Origin of the sequence: Microcoleus sp. PH2017_24_DOB_U_A, assembly GCF_020738205.1 — a bacterium.
In the GTDB taxonomy this organism is placed as follows: Bacteria; Cyanobacteriota; Cyanobacteriia; order Cyanobacteriales; family Microcoleaceae; genus Microcoleus.
In genome coordinates, this window is the sequence record NZ_JAEQCT010000074.1 from 42,679 (window position 1) to 63,029 (window position 20,351).

Annotated in this window: 19 protein-coding genes and 1 riboswitch; of the genes, 8 read left to right on the forward strand and 11 right to left on the reverse strand. The window is 45.5% G+C overall.

Annotation, left to right across the window (positions count from 1 at the left end):
- Positions 1-124: 124 nt before the first annotated feature.
- Together JGK07_RS21165 and JGK07_RS21170 are read right to left on the reverse strand one after the other, a co-directional pair.
- Positions 125-2,014 carry a hypothetical protein gene (locus JGK07_RS21165; protein ID WP_293225421.1) on the reverse strand — a complete coding sequence of 630 codons (1,890 nt, stop codon included), beginning with the start codon at positions 2,012-2,014 and terminating at the stop codon, positions 125-127.
- A 179-nt stretch (positions 2,015-2,193) separates the two neighbouring features.
- Entirely contained in the window at positions 2,194-2,868 is a 675-nt protein-coding gene (locus JGK07_RS21170; protein ID WP_293186709.1) for a nitroreductase family protein, read from the reverse strand.
- On the opposite strand from JGK07_RS21170, the gene JGK07_RS21175 reads away from it, so the two are divergent.
- A complete protein-coding gene (locus tag JGK07_RS21175; protein WP_293186710.1) occupies positions 2,867-3,190 on the forward strand; it encodes a hypothetical protein in 324 nt (107 codons plus the stop codon). The genes JGK07_RS21170 and JGK07_RS21175 overlap by 2 nt on opposite strands.
- Here JGK07_RS21175 and JGK07_RS21180 read toward each other — a convergent pair.
- The 3 genes from JGK07_RS21180 to JGK07_RS21190 all read right to left on the reverse strand — a co-directional run bounded on the left by JGK07_RS21180 (position 3,161) and on the right by JGK07_RS21190 (position 8,136).
- Positions 3,161-4,144, reverse strand: coding sequence for a GntR family transcriptional regulator (locus tag JGK07_RS21180; RefSeq protein ID WP_293186711.1), 984 nt, complete (start codon positions 4,142-4,144; stop codon positions 3,161-3,163). The genes JGK07_RS21175 and JGK07_RS21180 overlap by 30 nt on opposite strands.
- Positions 4,145-4,730: 586 nt before the next feature.
- A complete protein-coding gene (locus JGK07_RS21185) occupies positions 4,731-6,422 on the reverse strand; it encodes an adenylate/guanylate cyclase domain-containing protein (protein WP_293186712.1) in 1,692 nt (563 codons plus the stop codon).
- 325 nt (positions 6,423-6,747) lie between these two features.
- Positions 6,748-8,136 (reverse strand): aminopeptidase P family protein, encoded by a 1,389-nt coding sequence (locus tag JGK07_RS21190; RefSeq protein ID WP_293186713.1) that lies wholly within the window; start codon positions 8,134-8,136, stop codon positions 6,748-6,750.
- A 396-nt stretch (positions 8,137-8,532) separates the two neighbouring features.
- On the opposite strand from JGK07_RS21190, the gene JGK07_RS21195 reads away from it, so the two are divergent.
- Together JGK07_RS21195 and JGK07_RS21200 are read left to right on the forward strand one after the other, a co-directional pair.
- Positions 8,533-8,976: a DUF4332 domain-containing protein gene (locus JGK07_RS21195; protein ID WP_293186714.1), complete on the forward strand. Its 444-nt coding sequence runs from the start codon at positions 8,533-8,535 to the stop codon at positions 8,974-8,976.
- Between the two features lie 107 nt (positions 8,977-9,083).
- Positions 9,084-9,434 (forward strand): Spx/MgsR family RNA polymerase-binding regulatory protein, encoded by a 351-nt coding sequence (locus JGK07_RS21200; protein WP_293186715.1) that lies wholly within the window; start codon positions 9,084-9,086, stop codon positions 9,432-9,434.
- 5 nt (positions 9,435-9,439) lie between these two features.
- Here JGK07_RS21200 and JGK07_RS21205 read toward each other — a convergent pair whose 3' ends face one another.
- The 5 genes from JGK07_RS21205 to JGK07_RS21225 form a co-directional block, all read right to left on the reverse strand.
- Positions 9,440-9,892 (reverse strand): GNAT family N-acetyltransferase, encoded by a 453-nt coding sequence (locus JGK07_RS21205; RefSeq protein WP_293186716.1) that lies wholly within the window; start codon positions 9,890-9,892, stop codon positions 9,440-9,442.
- Positions 9,873-11,492, reverse strand: a complete 1,620-nt coding sequence (locus tag JGK07_RS21210) for a cyclic peptide export ABC transporter (RefSeq protein WP_293186717.1) — start codon at positions 11,490-11,492, stop codon at positions 9,873-9,875. Before JGK07_RS21210 ends, JGK07_RS21205 begins: the two co-directional genes overlap by 20 nt.
- A 159-nt stretch (positions 11,493-11,651) precedes the next feature.
- Positions 11,652-12,251: a Uma2 family endonuclease gene (locus tag JGK07_RS21215; protein ID WP_293186718.1), complete on the reverse strand. Its 600-nt coding sequence runs from the start codon at positions 12,249-12,251 to the stop codon at positions 11,652-11,654.
- A 22-nt stretch (positions 12,252-12,273) separates the two neighbouring features.
- On the reverse strand, positions 12,274-12,762 hold the full coding sequence (locus JGK07_RS21220) for an OsmC family protein (protein WP_293186719.1): 489 nt from the start codon (positions 12,760-12,762) through the stop codon (positions 12,274-12,276).
- Positions 12,763-12,946: 184 nt separating this feature from the next.
- Positions 12,947-14,518 (reverse strand): NAD(P)H-quinone oxidoreductase subunit N, encoded by a 1,572-nt coding sequence (locus JGK07_RS21225; protein ID WP_293193367.1) that lies wholly within the window; start codon positions 14,516-14,518, stop codon positions 12,947-12,949.
- 280 nt (positions 14,519-14,798) lie between these two features.
- Here JGK07_RS21225 and JGK07_RS21230 point away from each other — a divergent pair, with 280 nt between their 5' ends.
- The gene (locus JGK07_RS21230) at positions 14,799-15,668 is read left to right on the forward strand and encodes a methyltransferase domain-containing protein (RefSeq protein WP_293225419.1); all 870 of its coding nucleotides are present in this window, start codon (positions 14,799-14,801) and stop codon (positions 15,666-15,668) included.
- 55 nt (positions 15,669-15,723) lie between these two features.
- Complete coding sequence (locus JGK07_RS21235) at positions 15,724-16,305, forward strand: MerR family transcriptional regulator (RefSeq protein ID WP_293186722.1); 582 nt, start codon at positions 15,724-15,726, stop codon at positions 16,303-16,305.
- Positions 16,306-16,364: 59 nt separating this feature from the next.
- Here JGK07_RS21235 and JGK07_RS21240 read toward each other — a convergent pair whose 3' ends face one another.
- The gene (locus JGK07_RS21240) at positions 16,365-16,571 is read right to left on the reverse strand and encodes a hypothetical protein (protein WP_293225417.1); all 207 of its coding nucleotides are present in this window, start codon (positions 16,569-16,571) and stop codon (positions 16,365-16,367) included.
- A gap of 135 nt (positions 16,572-16,706) precedes the next feature.
- A riboswitch (cobalamin riboswitch) is annotated at positions 16,707-16,823 on the forward strand.
- Positions 16,824-16,875: 52 nt separating this feature from the next.
- Between JGK07_RS21240 and cobG the strand changes: the two genes are divergently transcribed.
- The 3 genes from cobG (at position 16,876) to JGK07_RS21255 (ending at position 19,920) form a co-directional block, all read left to right on the forward strand.
- Complete coding sequence (cobG, locus tag JGK07_RS21245) at positions 16,876-18,354, forward strand: precorrin-3B synthase (protein WP_293209020.1); 1,479 nt, start codon at positions 16,876-16,878, stop codon at positions 18,352-18,354.
- Between the two features lie 229 nt (positions 18,355-18,583).
- Entirely contained in the window at positions 18,584-19,213 is a 630-nt protein-coding gene (locus JGK07_RS21250; protein WP_293186726.1) for a precorrin-8X methylmutase, read from the forward strand.
- Positions 19,210-19,920, forward strand: coding sequence for a precorrin-2 C(20)-methyltransferase (locus JGK07_RS21255; RefSeq protein WP_293193370.1), 711 nt, complete (start codon positions 19,210-19,212; stop codon positions 19,918-19,920). Before JGK07_RS21250 ends, JGK07_RS21255 begins: the two co-directional genes overlap by 4 nt.
- Positions 19,921-20,351 lie beyond the last annotated feature (431 nt).

Below are 20,351 nucleotides of genomic sequence, written 5' to 3' on the forward strand. Positions count from 1 at the left end.
GTACCTTTCCGGAGCGCTGAAGCGCAACTACGTACCTTTCCGGAGCGCTGAAGCGCAACTACGTACCTTTCCGGAGCGCTGAAGCGCAACTACGTACCTGCACTGCAAACATGAGATGCTGCCATTACTTCGGTTCGTGACTCGCAATCCGCTTGCCTTCGCCATCGTACACCTGCATCGGAATTTTCGCATTTTCCGCGATCGCCTCCAAGGCCTTTTGCAAAGTAGCAACGTGCTTTTCCACAGCTTGGCGACTCTTCGCAGAATTATTGTTATTCGCCTGAATGAAAGTTTGTTGCAACTTCTGCACGTAATCAGAATTCATCTGCACCGCAATCAAACCATTACTAACAGTATAATCGCAAATTTTTGGCTTGCCTTTGCAAGTTCTATCCAAATCCGTGCGCGCTTTTTGCAAGTTTCTTTCTTCCCGCAACTTAACTTCCGCTTGCTGCAAAGATGTTGTATAGGATTCAATCAGCGGTTTGGCTTTTTGGGAATAGGAAGTAGCCGTCGGAACTTGCTCCGCATAACTCAAAGCTCTTCGCCAGTTTTCCGATGCTTTAAACCAGCCGTTTTTGCCCTCAAAAATTCGAGCTTCCGCTGCTAAAGTCACAGCTTGAGTGTAGGCATTTTCCGAAATTCCTTCCACATTTCGGCGCTCGCGAGCTTGTGAAAGCTTGGTTTCGTATTTCGGAACTAGCAATCTACCTAGTTGATAAGATTGCGTGTTGCTGGGAATTTCTGATATAATTCCTAGGGCTTTTTCCCAACCTGCTTCCACTTGTCCCCATGTCTGCGATGTCTGAGCTACTGCTTCCCGAGCTTCTGCTATTTGGGCTGCACTTTTGGCGGCGATCAACAGTTTTTCGGCTTGTTTTTCTGTGCCTAATTGCCGATTTCCAGTGGCTAAATTCTTTCGGTATTCCTTCGCCTTTGTCTGAGCATATGGATAAACTGGGCTGCTTGTGGGGATTTCTCCGAGTTGGCCGATCGCACTTTGCCACAATGTTTCGGCTTGCTGCAAGCTCTGTTCGGAAACAGGCGGATTTTGGGTTTTCCCGGCTGCGGACTGTGCGAGGCGCGCTGCATCGATCGCAGATGTGATATTTTGACTTTGCTCCTGATATTTTTCGATCGCAGTTTGAGCCTCGCCGCGATGAATTGACCAAGCCGGAATTGGTTCCAAAAGTGCGATCGCCTGTTTTAACTGTTCCTGCGCCTCTTCCGGGCTGCTAGCAACCTTGGAAGTTTTCAGAGTCTTCGCCGAATTGTCGCTCAACTGTTTGGCATTGGCTAATGCAGTACATTCTCCGATGACGCAGGGGCGACTCAGCAGGTAATAACCGCCCGCCAAAATCACCGCCACCAGACTTACCATTCCGGCCGCCACCAACATCGTAAACGGTGAAGTCTTCGGCGTTTCGGCGACTGTTACCGCTTCCATATCCAGCGCATCGAAGGGATTTTCTGCGATATTTTCCGGGATTGCAGCTACCTTAAAGGCGATCGGATCGGAATCGCTGGAACTCTCGGAAAAATTAGGGAAATATTCATCACCGCCCGCATTTTTAACATCCGTTTCTAACGGTATTTCCTCCGCTACATCCGCCGTCTCAGCAGCATTTTCGGCTAAAACTATCCCTGTTTCTGCTGCGGGTTGCTTCTCGGGTTTTTTCAGCACTTCCACTGTTCTGGGTCTTGACAAAACAGGGTTGTGCATGGTAAAAGAATGGAAAGCATAAGGCTGTTTTTGCCCGGTGATTTTGAGGCAAAGTCCAATCTGTTGAATCGATTCCGGTTCTATTTCGAGAATTGCTGCTTCTAGCACCGCAAAAGTCGGTTTAGCTTTGAGAACTAAACTACGCGGGTGTTCTCCCACAACAGTTAAAGAGTCATCTCGAAAATCGCAACTGATATAAAGCGGTAAATTTTTAAATCCGGCTGCTTGCAAGTGCTTTTGTAACTCTACTTCTAGAATTTGTGCCTTGCTTTGTCGCGCTGCTACTGTCATATTTTTTCCTCCTCTGTCTACTATCACCACACTTGAAATTTTAGATTTTAGATTTTAGATTTTAGATTGCAATTTCGGATTGTGAAATTGCAAAATAGTCGGTATTCTGATTTGTTTGAACTTTTGCACAAACTCAGGCAAATCTTAAGTCTCAAATCTCAACTCTCAAATCTTAACTCTCAAATTTCAACTTGCAAGGCCTCTCCATAACTTTCGCTGAAATAAACTTGAGTCACGTCAAAACGACCGCCGTATTGTTTCAAAGGTTCTGCTGCATAACCAAGCGGTAGCAAACAGCATACATCTACTTCTGCGGGAATTTGAAAGGCTTCTTTCACCTTAGCTGCGACAAAACCTTCCATCGGACAACTGTCTACTCCAAAGCTTTTAGCTGCAATCATTAAATGAGCTACTGCGAGCATTGTATGTCTGTTTGTCCAAGCTTCTACGGACTCAAAGCATGGATGGTTCTCGAACAATTGCGGGATTGCTTGTCGCATATAACCAGCTAAATTCTCGTTCATTCCACCTACGGCTTTGCCCAATTCGATGACGGCTTCGGTGTTTTCGGGTTGGGCGGCGCGCCGATCGCCACAACAGATTAACACGATTGGGGCTTCTACCACTTGCCGCTGGTCGAAGGCACAAGCTTTTAATTTTTCTTTACTGGCTGGATCTTTAAGTACAATAAACCGCCAAGGCTGCAAATTATAACCGGAGGGCGATCGCACTCCCAAGCGCAAAATCTCTGCCAATATTGCTGGGGGAATCGGATCGCACTTGAAGCTGCGCGCGGCCCGCCGGCTTTCGATCGCAGTTTTAACATTAATTGAAGGTTGGATTTCAATTGGCATGGATTATTGGTTATTAGTTATTGGTTATTGGTTATTGGTTATTGGTTATTGGTTATTGGTTACTGGTTATTGGTTATTGGTTATTGGTTATTGGTTATTGGTTATTGGTTATTGGTTATTGGTTATTGGTTATTGGTTACTGGTTATTGGAATAACAACTACCAACTACCAACTGTCAACTGTCAACTGTCAACTAAGAGGGCTCTCACGGGGCACTGCCCCTACAACTGTCAACTGTCAACTGTCAACTGTCAACTGTCAACTGTCAACTGTCAACTGTCAACTGTCAACTCTATCCCAAGCCCAACTCGCGCTTGAGTAAATTAATCGACTTAGAGCCGATGTAATTTTCCGAGCATACCAGTTGCGGGGGACGAATAATATCCTCTCGGGCCGCGTTAATGGCAGCTTTTACTGTAGCAAAACTCGGTTGGTCGCAGAAAATAGTTCTAGCCGATCGCACGATCGAGTTAATCTTGTAAGCATCCGACAGCAAAGCCGTCATCACCAGCAAATCCTCGCCCCGGAGACTGTGAATAATCACTTCAGTCGATCGCAACATTCCCGAACTCAGACTGACAATACCCAAATAACTATCCTTCGGCAAACTCCCCACTAACTGAATTTCCTGAACATAATCATAGATGTCTACGGGAATCACTCGCACCGAACGCGGCGCCGAAATCAATTCCGCTTGTCCGATAAAATAACGACTGGTGATTACAGTTCCCGCAGAGATGTTATCCAGAAAAGTACCTAAATCTTCCATCGCCACTAACTGGATGGGAATCCGCAAAGCTTGTTCCAGTTCTTTCGCCATCAGCTCACCCACGCCGATGTCTTCTGTGGGGGCTGTGACGACCACCCGCGCGCTGCACCGGAGTCGCCAGTCAATTTCGGCCAAAAATAATTCCCTAGCTTGGTTGAGCGTACAGCCCTGTCCCAGCAGTTGATCCATACTTTCTTGCACTATTTTATTGGCAAGGGGATATTCATCAAGAATCGGGGATTTGAGTTTGCTGCCGCCTTCGTGCCCTTGGGCGCGCACGTAAATCCCCGATCCGGCTTGGGCTTCTACGAGTCCGGTATTTTCTAGTTGTCGGTATACTTTGCTGATGGTGTTGCGGTGCAAACCCGTCTGCATCGCTAGCTGCCTCGTGCTGGGCAAGCGGTGCCCGGGCGGAAACTGGCGCGAGGCGATCGCAAACCTGATTTGATTGAATAGTTGCGTAGATGCAGGGATCTCGCTATCTGTTTGAATATGAAACTGAACCATATTAAAGGCTCCGACGACTTTAATTTAATATTTTTATAGGATCTATATACCGCACATGGGATTGCCCGGATATCTCTGCATATAGCATAATCTGATTTGGTTCCTTTGCGACGGCGGTTTTGCTTGGTTTGCGATCGAGCCTGATTGTTCAGGTACTTTCAAGTCTTAGCCGTAGCGTGCGTCAGCAAAAATAATTCTGAATCCTCACAGACGATCTCATTCTGACGCACCAGCTAACAAATTGTACGTCAGAATGAGATTGTGAATTTGTCGCAAAAATTTGCCAAGCTGACGCACCCTATTTAACTCATTTGATCTCTTCCAAAAATATCTAGGCGGGCAAGATGCCCATCCCACAATTTTTTTTTGCTTGTGGGATGGGCATCTTGCCCGTCCCAAATTGTTTATTTTGTGGGATGGGCATCTTGCCCGTCCCAAATTGTTTATTTTGTGGGATGGGCATCTTGCCGCCCGTCCCAAATTGTTTATTTTGTGGGATGGGCATCTTGCCCGTCCCAAATTTTATTAAAAACACTTTGGCAATCTCATCTATTCTTCCTAGGCACGCTACTGCACTTAATTTGATTTAATCTCCGGCTATTTCCATCTCGCCTTCTGTCTTTCTACCAGTCATAAAATAAGTCCGCATTTCCCCTTTACCCTTAATCTCAATCAAACCCCGCTCTTGAAATTCATATTTATCCCGCAGCAACTCGTAAGTATAGATACTAACTTGAATGCTGCCGGGGATGCCGTGAGATTCCATGCGGCTGGCTGTATTCACCGCATTTCCCCACAAATCGTAAATGAATTTTTTAGTGCCGATTACCCCCGCTACCACCGGGCCGCTATTAATTCCGATGCGGATGTCAAAATTCGAGTCTAGCTTCACATTTAATTCCTGAATTGCCGCTAGCATATCCAGTGCCATTTCGGCGATCGCCTCTGCGTGATCTGGGCGCTCAATGGGAATGCCACCTACTACCATATAAGCGTCCCCGATCGTCTTAATTTTTTCCAACCCGTGCTTGTCAGTCAGTTGGTCAAAAGTTGAAAAAATTTCATTCAGCAAGTATACCAATTTTGTGGCGGACATCGTAGTAGAAATTTGAGTAAAATTCACCAAGTCAGCGAAAAGAATTGTAGCTTTTTCAAACTTGTCCGCAATTACCCCCGGTTCGTGCTTCAACCTATCTGCAATAGCTTCTGGTAAAATATTTAGCAGCAAACTATCAGTTTTTTTCTGTTCTTTTCTGAGAGCAGATTCCATCTGCTTGCGCTTGGTGATATCGTGAAAGAATACAGAAATGCCATCGTGAGAAGGAAAAGCCCGCACTTCCAACCAGACTTTTAAGGGATGATAATATTTGTCAAAAGTTACTCCGACTTGTTTAGATACAGCTTCATGAGACTCTTTATAGAATACCGAATTTACTAAATCTGGATACTCTTCCCAAAAATTTTTACCAAAAAGTTCTTCCGGCTCGCGCTGCAAAAATTGCGCTGCTTTATAATTGACGTAAGTAAATCGCCACTGGGGATCGAGAGCAAAAAAAGCATCACTCATTCCTTCTAAAAAATTGACAATTTGCTCGTCACTAGAACGGAGTTTTGCTTCTACTTGTTTTTGCCTGAGTTGCGCCCGCTTTAATTTAGCATAATTAATTCGCAACTCCATTTGGCTAATAACTTGCCTTCCTAAAGTCCGCAGGGCTTCTAGTTGTTCTGAGGTGAGATGGCGAGGAACTGTATCTATGGCGCACAAAGTGCCAATGGGGAAACCCTCAGGAGTTACTAACGGTGCCCCAGCATAAAACCGAATATTTGGATCGGAAGTTACTAGCGGATTGCCGGCAAAGCGATCGTCTTCCATAGCATTAGGTATAACTAGCAATTCATTGGGATTTAAAATAGCGTGAGAGCAAAATGCTATCTCTCTGGGAGTTTCTGTTGCTCCAAGACCGACTTTTGATTTAAACCACTGTCTGTTAGTATCTACTAAGCTGACTAAAGCAATAGGAGTGCCGCAAATATAGGATGCTAAAGCTGTTAAGTCATCAAAAGCTCCTTCGGCATCTGTATCGAGAATATTGTAGTGGTTAAGTGCTTTTAGCCTGTCTGCTTCATTGCTAGGCAAAGGTGCAGATTGCATCGGTGGCGGTGCGACTACACTTTTTGTCCGAAAAATGCGCGCCAGTCTCCGTGCTGCAAATTTTTGGACTTGCACCGCTAGTTTTTCAACGAACACAAACAGACCGATTTGCCAAGCTTTATTCATATTTATTTATGTTGGTCACACATGATGGAACTGCGGGCGATCGCACTGAAAGCATCTCAGGTTTGCATTTGTAGTGCATTTCAAGAGTTCTCGTGCTATGTATAGCACGCAAGCCAGCACAGCACTTTCAACAGTTGACAGTTGACAGTTGACAGTTGACAGTTTGAGAGCGACCTCTACCCTTAAGTCAGAGGATTGGAGTAATGAATAGTCTAATTTTCATTTCTCCCTCAAAGGGAAAGGCTTTCAACCAATTCTTTCTGGTAAAAAAAATGCTTTTTGCAAAAATTGAGATGCTGGCGATCGCACTTTTGGCGATCGATACCTATGCACTTATCCCAACTAAGTCCTCAATCTCCAGAGCTTTTGTTGGCAGTTCCCCCGTCAATACTTCTCTACCCCCTGCGCTCACAAGTATATCATCCTCAATGCGTATCCCCCGGACATCCGCAAATTTACCCAACTCGTCCCAGTTTACGAAATTTTCATATTTGGCGCGAGTTTCTGGGTTATTTAAGATAGCCGGAACTTGGTAAAAACCCGGTTCAATCGATACCAGCATTCCCGATCGCAAAACACGATTAAGTCGCAAAAATCCCAGCCCAAACCGACTGCTTCTCACTCTCCCCGCTTCATAGCCTGCCAAATCTCCCAAATCTTCCATATCGTGAACATCCAAACCAATTAAATGTCCGATTCCGTGCACAAAAAACAGCGCGTGAGCATCCATTTCTACCAAATCGTCAACATTACCCCGCAAAATACCCAAATCGACCAATCCTTCCGCCATAATTCTAGCAGCCAACAGGTGAATGTCTTGATATTCCACGCCGGGACTAATCTTATCAATACAAGCATCATGGGCTGCCAAAACTACATCATAAATCGCTCTTTGAGTCGGAGAAAACTTGCCCGAAACCGGCCAAGTGCGAGTCACATCAGCCGCCCATCCCATTGACGATTCTGCACCGACATCTGCTAACAGCAAATCTCCTGCTTGTACCGGATTGTGATAGTGTTCGCTGTGCAAAACTTCCCCCTGCACGGTGACAATACTTGGGTAGGCGTAAGTCATATTTTCCGAGATGATCACACTTTCCATAGCCGCCCGCACACCCGCTTCAATCTTAGCTGTTGGAGTTGCCCTCATGCCCGCTTTGTGAGCTGCTACGGTGACAGCCGCAGCTTGACGCAATTCAACCAAACTGGCTGCATCGTGGCTCAGGCGCAGCGAGACGATCGCCTGAGTTAACTCTAGATCGATGCCGGTTGGCGATTTGGAGGGTGCTAAAGAGCGATCTAGAATATCCGACTGTTGCAACCGGATCGAGCTATCCTGAAGGGCGATCGTAGCTGCATTTGTCCCTCGCGCTTTCAACTCACTCATGGGGAAAGCAGCATCAGCGCCAATTCGTTCAGCAATTTCCGCTCTTTTCGGCATTTCCCCGTGCCAAAGCGTGCTACCAGGATCGGCATCATCTAAGAACAGTTCTAACTTGCCCGATTCTAAACGAATCGCTGCATTTTCTAACGGCAAACCAGCAAAATATAGAAAGTGACTGCTGGCGCGAAAAGGATAAACAAGTGCCGGATAATTGCGAGGAATGCTGCGGCCAGACCATAGAATTACAGGAAAATCAATTAAACTGGCCAGTTTTTGCCGCCGTTCGTGTAAAATATTTCTTAACAATTCATCACCTTTTGTAATTTGCATGGGTCAAAATTCATAATTTTGAGTTCGGTTTGTAGTAAGGACTTCAGTCCTTTGATTCTAAGCATCACAGCACAAAAGTCCAGGCTTCAAATTTAGCAGCCATTTTGGGGAAAAGCCTCATCTTTATTTTCTTTTTTGCTGCACTCTTTAGTGCTATGTTTGCGATCGTCTTTGTCATCATCCTGGGCCTAATTTTGTTCACCACGAACCTTCGCCGACTGCCAGGATAAAAAAGTTGAAAGTGTTACTGCACAAGCAATACAGCAAGAATTCAACACCCGGGATCTGCCAAATTAGTCGATCGGATTGTTGTTGATTTTGTGACATGAGTAATAGCCTCTATTGACGATCGTATATTTTAGACTTTAAAGTATAAGTAAATTCACTGAAAAAAATATGAAAACTTCTCACACAACTTCTAAAACTTCGGTGCAAGTACGCGATTGGCCGATCGAACACTTGCCGGGATTGAGCAACGCAAACCAGTCTCAACTAGAAGAGTGCGGCATCACAACAATCGGACAACTAATTCGGATGACGAAAACACCGGCGGCGAAAGTGCTGCTAGCACAGCAATTACAGATTAACGTTCAAAATCTTAATAAATGGGTAGCAATGGCAGAGCTGGCTCGAATTCCGAGTGTAGGCTGTCAGTATTGCGGGCTGTTGCTGCACGCAGGCGTTGCTTCAGCCGCTCAATTGGCTCAAATGCCTGTGGAGAGACTGCACCAACAAATCCTCAGACTCCACGTAGCGACAATGCAGCGCAATGATTTGACTCCTTCAGTCGATCGCGTGCAAAAATGGGTTCTACAAGCTAGATTAGTTAGCAGTCATTAGTTATTGGTTATTAGTTATTAGTTATTGGTTATTGGTTATTTGTTGCTTCCAATGCCCAATGCTTTTCGACCCAATTCCCAATTCCCAATTCCCAATTCCCAAATATTATGTCTGTTCAAGTTTACGGAATTCCCAACTGCGGAACCTGCAAAAAAGCTTTCCAGTGGCTCAAAGATAACGCTGTCACTTACGAATTTATTAACACAAAAGAACAGCCACCCACTCGCGAAACCATTCACAAATGGGTAGCTACTTTAGGTTTTCAACCAATGCGAAATACATCCGGTCAATCTTACCGCGCCTTGGGTGACGAGAGGCAAGACTGGACGAATGCAGAGTGGGTGGAAGCTTTTGCTAAAGATGCGATGCTGCTGAAACGTCCTCTTTTTGTTAAAGATGGAACGGCTGTTTTAGTAGGTTTCAAAGCAGAAGTGATTCGCGAAAAATTGGGGATTTGAACAAACTAAGTTGAGCGTATTTTTCGCATAAACTTCATTTCACCGATATCATCAGTGAAACCCCAGCGTTTGTAAAATGGGATCATTTTCGGCAAACAGTTAAGAGACAAATTCTCCACGGCTTGCAGTTGGGGATGATTTAAGACTGCATCCATCAACACCTTACCCAGTCCCATCTTTCTGTATGTTGGGTGGACAATCACATCAAAAATTGTGCCTCTGTAGACAAAATCAGTCATGACGCGGGTAAAGCCAATTAGCCGTAGCTTGCGGGGCGGGACGCCATCGCCCTCATCGACCAAACCAATGATAACATCAGTCGCGGCCAGCATCCTCACCACATCCTCCCGCTTCCGCTTGTCGCACCAAAACTCGTTTTTGTACAAATCCATCAAGTCGGAAACCTGACTTTCAGTCAGAGTTTCGACGATTCGATACTTATCCATGTTGTCGGTCATACTGAATTTTACCGTAATCTAGTTTAATTGCGCGATCGGCTAGATCGAAATAGCGATCGTCATGACTAATCACAAACACCGTTTTCCCGCGGCGCTTCAACTCCGGTAACAACTGCTTGTAAAAAATATCCCGAAAAAACGGATCTTGATCCGAAGCCCACTCATCAAACAAATAAATCGGCCTATCTTCCAAATAAGCCGTCAACAAAGCCAACCGTTTTCGCTGCCCCTGAGACAAAGCCGTAGTAGATAAAATACCATCTTTCACCTCAACCTTCTTATCCAAATGAAATTCACGCAGATATTCAGCCGCCTGATTGTCCAAATCGTGATTAGTCATCCCCAAAAGGCGATCGAACAAATAGAAATCCGAAAAAATAGCAGAAAAATGCTGCCTGTACCACTCTCTATTGTCATTAGTAATCTGCTGTCCATCTAAGAGAATATCTCCAGATTCAGGAATGTACAAACCAGTAAGTAACTTAGCAAAAGTAGACTTACCGCTGCCATTACCACCCACAATAAACACCAATTCACCCGGATGAAACTTTAAACTAATTTCGCCCAAAACAAAATTACTGTCTTCCTTATCTCCCGGATAGCTGTGAGTAGTCCCCTTCAACTCCAGGATTTTCCAATCAGCATTTTTCACTGGTTGAAGCGCAGCATTTATCTCAGCTTGACTCGCCAAAGCCAATCCCATTTTCTCAATCTTCTCCACAGAAGTATTAGCCCTAAAAATAGCCGGCAACCTTTGCAAAATATTCTGAAACGGAGACATCAAATAGGTACTTGTCAGAATATAAGCTGACAAAACAGGCGTAGAAACTGCCACAAATTTCGGCACAGCAAACAACAGCAAACCAATCAGCATAAAAAATAGCAATTGCCCGACTCCCGTCGCCACTGCTGCGGTATTCAGCGCCTGCAAATTGTAATCGCGGGAATCAGCAGCACTTACCTGCAACTCTTCATCAAAAAATTCCTGACGGCGCAACGAATGCAGTTTAAGTTCCTTAATTCCTTCAGTAATGCTGCGAAAATGCTTGAACAATATATCTTGTTCTTCCCGCGCCAAATCAAAAAATTTCCGCATTTTGTTAAGCAGCAACTGTACCGTACCAATAGTCAGCGCTAAAAAAGCAAATACAACAGCAAAAACAACCCCCGAAAGCGTGCTTAAATAAGTCAAACACCCAACAACAACGGCAATATCAACGCAGAGAAAAGGAATCAAAAATATAGTATTAGAAAGAGTTCCCACATCATCGGTAAGGGTAGCCAGCAACCGATTAGCGCCCAATTCTTCCAAGTGCCGCAAAGGAGAAGACAAAATCCCTCGACTCAAACTCAGCCGCAAATTGTAAACAGCTTCTTGAGAAAGGTAGATTAACAAAAATTGGGAGATAACTCCGGTGACGAGGGCTAAAACTGCCAATCCAGCAAAATACCAGACTAAATTTTGATTGGAATTATCGCTGATGGCGCGGTTGATGAAAGCAATTAACTGGGCGCTGCAACCACCGCTAATTAAGCCTGTGAGTATGGCGATGGAAACATTCAACCAAGAAGCTTTTAATAGTAGCCAGATTACATTCATGCGATTTTACTTTGAGTTTAATAAGTGTTCGTAGTGAGGACTTCAGTCCTCTCTTATTTGAAGAGGACTAAAGTCCTCACTACGAACCTGATTGATGCGGACTAAAGTCCTCACTACGAACCTAATTGATGCGGACTAAAGTCCTCACTATGAACCTAATTACTGATGCAATTCAGTCTCGTCTGTTTCAAATATTACTTGATTGTAAATCTCGCTCATTGACATTTGCACTCCCAGCCCAGGGAAAGCAACTGTTACAGATTCTCCCTCATATTCCTGAAACAACCATTGATTTGATTCATTCTTAATATATTGTTCCACTAAAAATTCTTGTTGGCTGACTAATACATACTCGCGGAATTCAGGGATCGATCGATAAAACCGAAACTTATCCTCTCGATCGAAATCCTTAGTAGACTTAGAAAGCACTTCCACAATCATGATTGGATTAAGTATCTCATCACTGCGCCCTTCGCTAAAAACTGGTTCTCCTTCAATCACCATCACATCGGGGTAAGTTCCCCGTCGATATCGAGGAATCCACAACCGCAAATCGTTGTGAAAAACCTCAAAAGGCTGCCCCTCCAGCAAGTTTCCTAAAACTCTGCTCAAATTTCGGATAATCCGGCTGTGATTAATTGTGCCGCCTGTCATCTCTACAATTTCTCCATCGCGATATTCATTTCTAAACTCGGTAGTTTCTTCTAACTCTCGGTACTCATCTGGAGTATAAAAGTTTTGCTTGGTTTTTACTAACATTTTCACCTCTGTTGCGACTTTGTTAATTATTGACTTCGGAAGCATTCATTTCAATAACTGTTGCTTCATTCAGCACGGGAAAATTTACCGAATTCGCAATATAACAAACATGATGTGCATTGTCGTGCAAACTGCGTGCTTTTTCCAAATCATTACCAGCTTCGATGGTTACTTTCGGACGTAGAATTACCTCGGTAAATCTAATTTTGCCATCTTTTTGTGTCATTGTACCTGTCGCTTCATCCGAGTAAGAAATCACCCGAATCGCAGCACGAGCACATAAAGCAAGATAGCTCAACATATGGCAAGCTGACAGCGACATTACCAATAAATCTTCTGGATTGTACAGTGCAGCATCGCCCCGAAAAGTTGGGTCTGCTGAACCTAGGAATGGTGGTTTACCCTCGATATTTATTGTATACTCGCGAGAATAAGCATCATAAGATGAAGTAGTACCTTGACTGGCACCTGTCCAAACTGTATGGATGCGGTAGGTGTGTTCTTTGCTCATTTATATTAATTTGGTAATTAAAATTATAATTAATATTATATCACAGGATCTGTTTGTAGTGAGGACTTCAGTCCGCATCAAATGCTGAGGACTGAAGTCCTCACTACGAACCGATTTTTTGAATTGAAAAAGCGCCTAACTTGTTACAGTTAGGCGCTATATAATCTTTCAAGATTCCCGAAAATTAATCGTTGCGAGACACAAGATTTGATTCAACTTTAGTAGTTGCAACTGGTACAATCCGACTCAATGCTGATTGCAGCATCGGAGTTTTGGTGACAGAATCGTTTGCTAAGTTAAACAAAGGGTTCGATAAAATTCCTGCCAATGTTGTTGCAACTAAGGTGAGTACAACGCTGACCTGCAATGGCCGCATTCCCTGAAGGTTCCAGCGAACTGGCGGATAGTTTTTCACGGAGTCTGACATTTCTTGAGGTTCTTTTACTACCATCATTTTGACGACGCGGATGTAGTAGTAAATTGAAACTACGCTGGTGATTAATGCCAGGATAACTAAGCCGTAAAGTCCAGCTTGCCAGCCTGCCCAAAATAGATAAATTTTGCCGAAAAATCCAGCCAGTGGCGGAATTCCACCGAGGGAAAGCAGGCAAATACTTAAGGCTAATGTTAGCAGCGGGTCTTTTTGATACAAACCGGAGTATTCGCTGATTTGGTCGGTTCCTGTCCGCAGGGAGAAGAGGATGATGCAGGCGAAAGCGCCTAGGTTCATGAACAGGTAAACCAACATATAAAATATCATGCTGGAGTAACCGGCTTCGGTTCCTGCGACTAAACCAATCATCACAAATCCGGCTTGGGCGATCGACGAATAAGCTAAAAGCCGCTTCATGCTAGTCTGGGCGAGGGCCACCACATTGCCTAACACCATGCTGAGTATGGCTAAGGCTGTGAATACGAAGTGCCACTGTTCTGTGAGTGCGGGGAATGCACTTGTTAATAACCGGATGGCTAGGGCAAAACCGGCGGCTTTGGAACCGACGGAAAGGAAGGCAACAACTGGTGTGGGCGAACCTTCGTAAACGTCTGGAGTCCATTGGTGGAAAGGAACTGCGGAGATTTTGAAGGCGATTCCGGCGATCGCAAAAATCAATGCAATCACCAAACCAAGAGATTCACCGTTATTAACTGTAGAAAGGTTGGCTGCGATCGCACTTAGAGTAGTTTGGCCGCCAGACAATCCGTACAGCAGCGAAATACCGTAGAGAAACACCGCCGAAGAAGATGCACCAATTAACAAATATTTCAAAGCAGCTTCATTGGAACGCGGATCGCGTTTTGTGTAACCCGTCAGCAAATAAGACGAGATACTCAGAGTTTCCAACGAAATAAAAATCATCACCAATTCATCGGCGCCACTGAGGAACATTCCCCCCAAAGTAGCCGTGAGCAAAATGCCGATAAATTCCGCTAAAGCAGTACCCGTTTGCAGTACGTAGCGCACGGATATCAAAATAGTGACAGCCGCCGTCAAAGCGATAATTCCGCGAAACACCAAACTCAAGGCATCGCTGTTAAAACCGCCCAGAAACGAGATAGTGTTAGTGTTATCCCACTGCAAACACAAGGCAGCGATGGCGGCCAGCAAACCCGCAACGGCAACGTAGGGAGTCCAATTAGAGGAACTGCGGCCTACGATTAAATCGCCGACGAGAACCACCAAGAGGGTGATGATGACAATTCCCTCGGGTAAGATAGTTCCAGCGTTTAGCTGGGCTGCAAGAGTAGCAAAATCCATATTTTCAGTCACGTTGGGTAATACAGGCCCAAAAGGCTGTAATGGGCAGTTAGCTCGTAAAAATTCTTTACCAAACTGGATTGTAGCTGATTACAGCTTCGCGATCCCAGTTTTGAGATGTTTGTTGCCAGATAAGTTGATACAAGGTACGTAGTTACTCTCTTTGCGCTCTTTCATATAGATTTAAAGAGCGCTGAAGCGCAACAACATACCTAAGCGTTAACTCCCATATTCTGCCTGTTGCGTCCAGGAGTGTAGAAAATTTAACCAATTACTCAACATGACTGACTCGCTAAGTGCCTACAAACAGCAGATTCTGAATGACTTTAACAACCGCCCGGATTACGAAAATGAATTTCACAAACGGGCTGCAACTCGGTTAGTAGAATTGGCAAAATTGCGATCGCACCAGCAAGTTCTAGATATCGCTACCGGCACAGGTTTAGCGGCGATTGCGGCGGCCCAGGTTGTTGGGGCTCTTGGCTGGGTTTTGGGAACTGACTTTGCTGCGGGAATGTTGCAGCAAGCGAGGCAGAAAGTTGCAGGTTTAGGGCTGGCGAATATCGAGTTTGCCGAAGCAGACGCCGACGAACAAGAATTTTCCGACAACCAATTTGATGTAATTTTGTGTTCCAGTGCGATCGTCTATCTGACAGATATTCCGCAAGCCCTCCGTCAATGGTACAATGCTCTGAAACCGGGCGGAGTTGTCGCCTTTTCCTGTCTGGCAGAAACCTCTCCAACCACATCTATATTATTTCGGGAAGTCGTGCAGCGATACGGCATTACGATTCGCAATCCCAACGAGTTACTGGGGACGCACGAGAAATGTTGCCAAATTTTGCGATCGATCGGGTTTGAGAATATTGAAATTACCAACGAGCAATTTGGATTGTACTTACAAGATGCAGAAGCTGCTTGGAATGGCAACGCAAACAGCGCATTTGGACTTCAGGGAGTGCAATGGTCATACCAGCAATGGGAACAATGCAAACAAGACTATTTTGCCGCAATAAATGCAGTCTCAAGGACACAAGACTTTTGGAACGATGTCACAATGTTTTTTGTAATTGCCCGCAAATCTAATATAGGCGATCGCCCAAGCTCCGAAAATTTTTTCGCTTCACCCCTTGACACTGACGCCACGTGAGGGTTTTACGATTGATTCATTCCGCGATCGACTCTGAACCGAAAGGAGGAAAGGTATGCCACCCTTGGCGATGAAAGTCGGCGATTTGGCAAAACAAACAGGTGTGTCCGTCCGGACACTGCATTACTACGAAGAAATTGGTTTACTCTCGCCGTCGGGGCGGACTGAAACAGGCTATCGGCTGTATGCGAATAATGACATTATCCGCTTGCAGCAAATCGTATCGCTGCGACAAATCGGCTTTTCCTTAGAGGAAATCCGAGGATGTTTGGAACAGCGGAATTTCTCGCTAGAGCAAATCATTCAACTCCATGTAGCGCGTCTGAAAGAACAGATTGATTTGTCTCACCGATTGCTCAACCGATTGGAGTCGATTTCTAGCAGTTTACAATCGGCACAATCGGTTTCCGTCGAAAATTTGATTCACACCATTGAGGCAATTTGTATGTTTGAAAAATACTACACGCCTGAACAATTGGAAACCATCAAGCAACGCCGGGAGTTGTTGGGAGAGGAACGAATCCAGCAAAGTCAAACAGATTGGCAAAAACTCATTGAACAGGTTCGGACTCAAATGAAAAACGGCACAGATCCGGCTGACGAATCGGTGCAAGTCTTGGCTCGACGCTGGCTATAACTGGTTCAGGAGTTCACGGGCGGTGATGCGGAAATTGCGCGATCGCTCAACAATATGTATCAACAGGAAGGAGTAGAGGTTGTCTCCCAGGGTGCACTTGATTCAGCCGTGTCTGAATATATCGGCAGAGCGATCGCAGCCTTGAAACAATCAGCATAGTGAGTTTCCAGAAACTGGCTAAAAAATTGGCGTTGCTTAATCAGGGTATGAAAAAAATAAGTTAAAAATCCCCAAGCTTTGTCGATACTGGTTTCTATGACTGGCATATTTAGCCTTTCATACCCTGATTAAGCAACGCCATTTATATTAACAAATGGAATATTCCGGTCTACTGGCGAGTTCGTATTAGCAACTATACAAAATAACCGGGCATTTGTTAAGAAATTTGAGATTTTGTGCTGCTGGCGATCGACTTATGATATATTTCTTAAACCTGAAAGCGGGAAAGTCCGGTGCAATTCCGGCGCTGTGCCGCAACTGTGAGAGTCAGAATGCCGATTTCAGGGCGCGTTTGCCGCGTTTACTTTTAGGTTCCCTGCGTCGCACGGGGAAGGAGATTATTTGTTGCTTTTGAGTGATTTACCGACTTGTCCCGGCTTATTTTACGGTTCCCAAGCCCGAGACGGCGTTTTATCGAGGATGCGGATTCCGGGGGGAATTTTAAATGTACAGCAGTGTTGGTCGATCGCCAATTTAGTCGATCGCTACAGTATCGGCTGTTTGCAAGTCACAAATCGGGCAAATTTACAAATCCGAGAATTGCACTCGGAAATTCCCTCAGAAGTTTGGCAAGATTTACAGGAATTGGGATTAGCGTCTCGGCGCGTTGAAGTTGACCAAATTCGCAATATAATGGCAAGTCCGACAGCAGGAATCGATCGCCAAAACTTACTGGATACTCGCCCGCTAGTTGCAGCTTGGGATAATTACCTGCAAACCCATCCTGAGTTATCGGAACTTTCCGCTAAATTCAGCATTGGCTTTGATGGCGGAGAATTAGTTTCTATCCGGAATTTCCGCAATGATATTTTATTAGTGGCAAAAAGGCGATTGACAAATTCCAAAATTATTTTTGGTCTGCATTTCAACGGCGTTGAGACCGGAATTATAATCGAAGAATCGCAATGTATTGTAGTATTAGCAAGCTTAACAAACGCGTATCTTGAATATACAAAAAGTCAGCCTCGAATTGATGGTAAAAAACCGCGTTTGCGTCATCTACTCGCTGATTGGGGTACAGAAAAATATCTAGAACAAGTAGAGAAAAATTTGCCGTTTGCATTGCGGCAAGAGGCGATCGAACTTTTTCTAAAAGACATATCCAACAACTCTTGTGGAACAGGCATCCTGCCTGTCACGAGCGCACCCAACGGTAATCTCGGCATTCACAGTCAACGACAGTCCGATTTCTCCTACATCGGCATTGCACTCCCCCTAGGCAAGCTAGAATCAAAGCAACTGAGAAATTTGGCAAATTTAGCCCAAAATCTAGGCGGAAGCACCCTGAGACTTACGCAGTGGCAAAATCTGCTGATTTCTGACATCCCCAACTCCCAGGTTTGCGAGGTCAATCAGCAAATCGCCGATTTAGGATTGCACTCATCTGCAACTCGCCTAGATTCCTGCTTAGTTGCGTGCGCCGGTAGCAGCGGCTGTGCGTCAGCAGCGACAGATACTCAAAGTGACGCCCTAGCAATGGTGAGGGATTTAGCGCAAAAACTGACGATCGACCGATCGATCAATATACATTTCAGCGGATGCGAAAAATCCTGCGCCCAACACCAGCCAATAGATATCACCTTAATAGGAATTCAGATTCAGCAGAAAGGCGAAACAATCCCAGGTTACAACATTTATGCAGGTACAAAAGACTTGCCCTTTGGACGGCAAATATTCCCAGCCGTCAGTGTAGCCGAGATGCCTCGTGCGATCGAGCGAATGTTGCGCGTCTACCAGCGGTTTCGAGAACCTCGCGAGTCATTAGGTGAATTTTGCGATCGGTGGGCGATCGACAAATTGCAGAAATTACTGAACCCAGAAAATCATTAAAACAGACAAACTGTCATTATCTCCCCTTCTCTTTCTTACTTCGCGCCCTAGCGCTGACGCGCGGCTTCGCCTAAAGCGCCTTCGCGGTTCATTAAAAAAAGCCATTCCACAAATCAAACAAACTTCCCCTAACAATTTTAAATAAAGTTAAGTACAGTCTCCCAATTACCAATTCCCAATGCCCAATGCCCAATTCCCAATTCCCAATTCCCAATTCCCAATTATCTTAATGATTGACTACATCCGAGACGGAACAGAAATCTACACCAAATCCTTCGCCACAATCCGCGCCGAAGCAGACTTATCAAACCTGCCGCCAGACTTAGAAACAGTCGCAGTGCGACTAATTCACAGTTGCGGAATGATCGACATCGTTAAAGACTTAGCAGCTTCCCCCCTTGCCGCCACCCACGGGCGCAAAGCCCTCGCAGCAGGCGCACCAATTCTGTGCGATGCCAGGATGATAGCCGAAGGCATCACCCGCAAAAGGCTTCCCGCAGACAATCCAGTGATTTGCACCCTCTGGAATCCCGATGTACCGCAGTTGGCGCGGCAAATCGGTAATACTCGATCGGCAGCAGCACTCGATTTGTGGCTAGATAAGTTAGATGGTGCAGTTGTGGCGATCGGCAATGCCCCGACTGCTTTATTCCGATTGCTGGAAATGCTGGATGCTGGAGCCCCGAAACCGGCATTAATTCTGGGTTTCCCGGTAGGATTTGTGGGGGCGGCCGAATCCAAAGCCGAACTCGCTGCCAACAGTCGGGGAGTGCCATTTATCGCGCTACACGGACGGCGCGGTGGCAGTGCGATGGCAACAGCAGCCGTGAATGCGTTAGCTAAAGAGGACGAACTATGACTAAGACTACTGGTAAATTGTACGGATTGGGCATCGGCCCTGGCGATCCGGAATTGATAACTTTGAAAGCTTATCGGATTTTGCAATCGGTGCCGGTGATTGCGTATCCGGCGATGGAAAATGGTAAAGTGCTCGCGCGCGCGATCGTCGCAGATTACTTGCGCCCAGAACAAATTGAGATTCCGATGCCACTGCCTTTTAGCCCCACGCGATCGTCTCAACCGTATTACGATATTGCAGCCGAGAAAATTGCCGCCCACCTCAGCGAAGGGCGGGATGTGGCGGTTTTGTGCGAGGGCGAACCTTTTCTCTACGGCACGTTTATGTATTTGTTCAACCGTTTGTCGGGCAAATTTACAACCGAAGTTGTGCCGGGAATTTCTTCGACGATGGCGAGTGCGAGTGCCCTGGGAGTGCCACTGACTTATCGTAACGATGTGTTAAGTATTATGCCTGCGACGTTGGACGCTGATGTTTTGCGCGATCGACTGGCGCTGGTTGATGCTGCGGTGATTATTAAGCTGGGGAGGCACTTTGCGAAAGTTCGAGACGTGCTGATTGAGTTGGGACAATTCGATCGCGCACTATATATAGAACGCGCAACTATGCCGAATCAGTCCATTCGGGCGATCGCCGATGTCGATCCGGCCCAGGTTCCCTACTGGGCGTTGGTCATGATACCCAGCCAGCAAAAGTCTGTATCTTGACCTTATTCAACCCACATTCCGCACCCTAGGGCATCACACAGTATAATTACCCTGAAGGCGTTGCTGAATCAGGGTATGAGACGATAAAAAATGCGAGATTGGAGCCGAAAATGATTTCTGGGATTTTGATTGGGAATTGGAACATCTCCAAATTTCAGATAATGAATTAGTAATTTAACTGTCGGGGCGACAAGTCGCCTATAACGCAATACGGTTCACTTAAGACAGATCCCCCCTAACCCCCCTTAAAAAGGGGAGTAGGGGGTGGGACAAGAAGCTCTTAAAGTCCCCGCAACGATGCGGGGGATGCGAGGGGGATCTCCGGGCATAAATAGGGCTTGCTGAAAAAGTCAGAAAACAGCATTTAGAAAGATAAGTGAATTCGAGATCGCCTCGGCAATATAAGTTTTGTCAATTTTTTTCTGCCGAAA

Coding starts and splice junctions, on each gene's coding strand:
- JGK07_RS21240 (WP_293225417.1), bottom strand. CDS start 16,571: ATGCCAGTCATAGAAACCAGTATCGACAAAGCTTGGGGATTTTTAACT.
- JGK07_RS21255 (WP_293193370.1), top strand. CDS start 19,210: ATGACTAAGACTACTGGTAAATTGTACGGATTGGGCATCGGCCCTGGC.
- JGK07_RS21220 (WP_293186719.1), bottom strand. CDS start 12,762: ATGAGCAAAGAACACACCTACCGCATCCATACAGTTTGGACAGGTGCC.
- JGK07_RS21200 (WP_293186715.1), top strand. CDS start 9,084: ATGTCTGTTCAAGTTTACGGAATTCCCAACTGCGGAACCTGCAAAAAA.
- JGK07_RS21235 (WP_293186722.1), top strand. CDS start 15,724: ATGCCACCCTTGGCGATGAAAGTCGGCGATTTGGCAAAACAAACAGGT.
- JGK07_RS21210 (WP_293186717.1), bottom strand. CDS start 11,492: ATGAATGTAATCTGGCTACTATTAAAAGCTTCTTGGTTGAATGTTTCC.
- JGK07_RS21195 (WP_293186714.1), top strand. CDS start 8,533: ATGAAAACTTCTCACACAACTTCTAAAACTTCGGTGCAAGTACGCGAT.
- JGK07_RS21250 (WP_293186726.1), top strand. CDS start 18,584: ATGATTGACTACATCCGAGACGGAACAGAAATCTACACCAAATCCTTC.
- JGK07_RS21230 (WP_293225419.1), top strand. CDS start 14,799: ATGACTGACTCGCTAAGTGCCTACAAACAGCAGATTCTGAATGACTTT.
- JGK07_RS21165 (WP_293225421.1), bottom strand. CDS start 2,014: ATGACAGTAGCAGCGCGACAAAGCAAGGCACAAATTCTAGAAGTAGAG.
- JGK07_RS21175 (WP_293186710.1), top strand. CDS start 2,867: ATGGATTATTGGTTATTAGTTATTGGTTATTGGTTATTGGTTATTGGT.
- JGK07_RS21225 (WP_293193367.1), bottom strand. CDS start 14,518: ATGGATTTTGCTACTCTTGCAGCCCAGCTAAACGCTGGAACTATCTTA.
- JGK07_RS21180 (WP_293186711.1), bottom strand. CDS start 4,144: ATGGTTCAGTTTCATATTCAAACAGATAGCGAGATCCCTGCATCTACG.
- JGK07_RS21205 (WP_293186716.1), bottom strand. CDS start 9,892: ATGACCGACAACATGGATAAGTATCGAATCGTCGAAACTCTGACTGAA.
- JGK07_RS21190 (WP_293186713.1), bottom strand. CDS start 8,136: ATGCAAATTACAAAAGGTGATGAATTGTTAAGAAATATTTTACACGAA.
- JGK07_RS21170 (WP_293186709.1), bottom strand. CDS start 2,868: ATGCCAATTGAAATCCAACCTTCAATTAATGTTAAAACTGCGATCGAA.
- JGK07_RS21185 (WP_293186712.1), bottom strand. CDS start 6,422: ATGAATAAAGCTTGGCAAATCGGTCTGTTTGTGTTCGTTGAAAAACTA.
- JGK07_RS21215 (WP_293186718.1), bottom strand. CDS start 12,251: ATGTTAGTAAAAACCAAGCAAAACTTTTATACTCCAGATGAGTACCGA.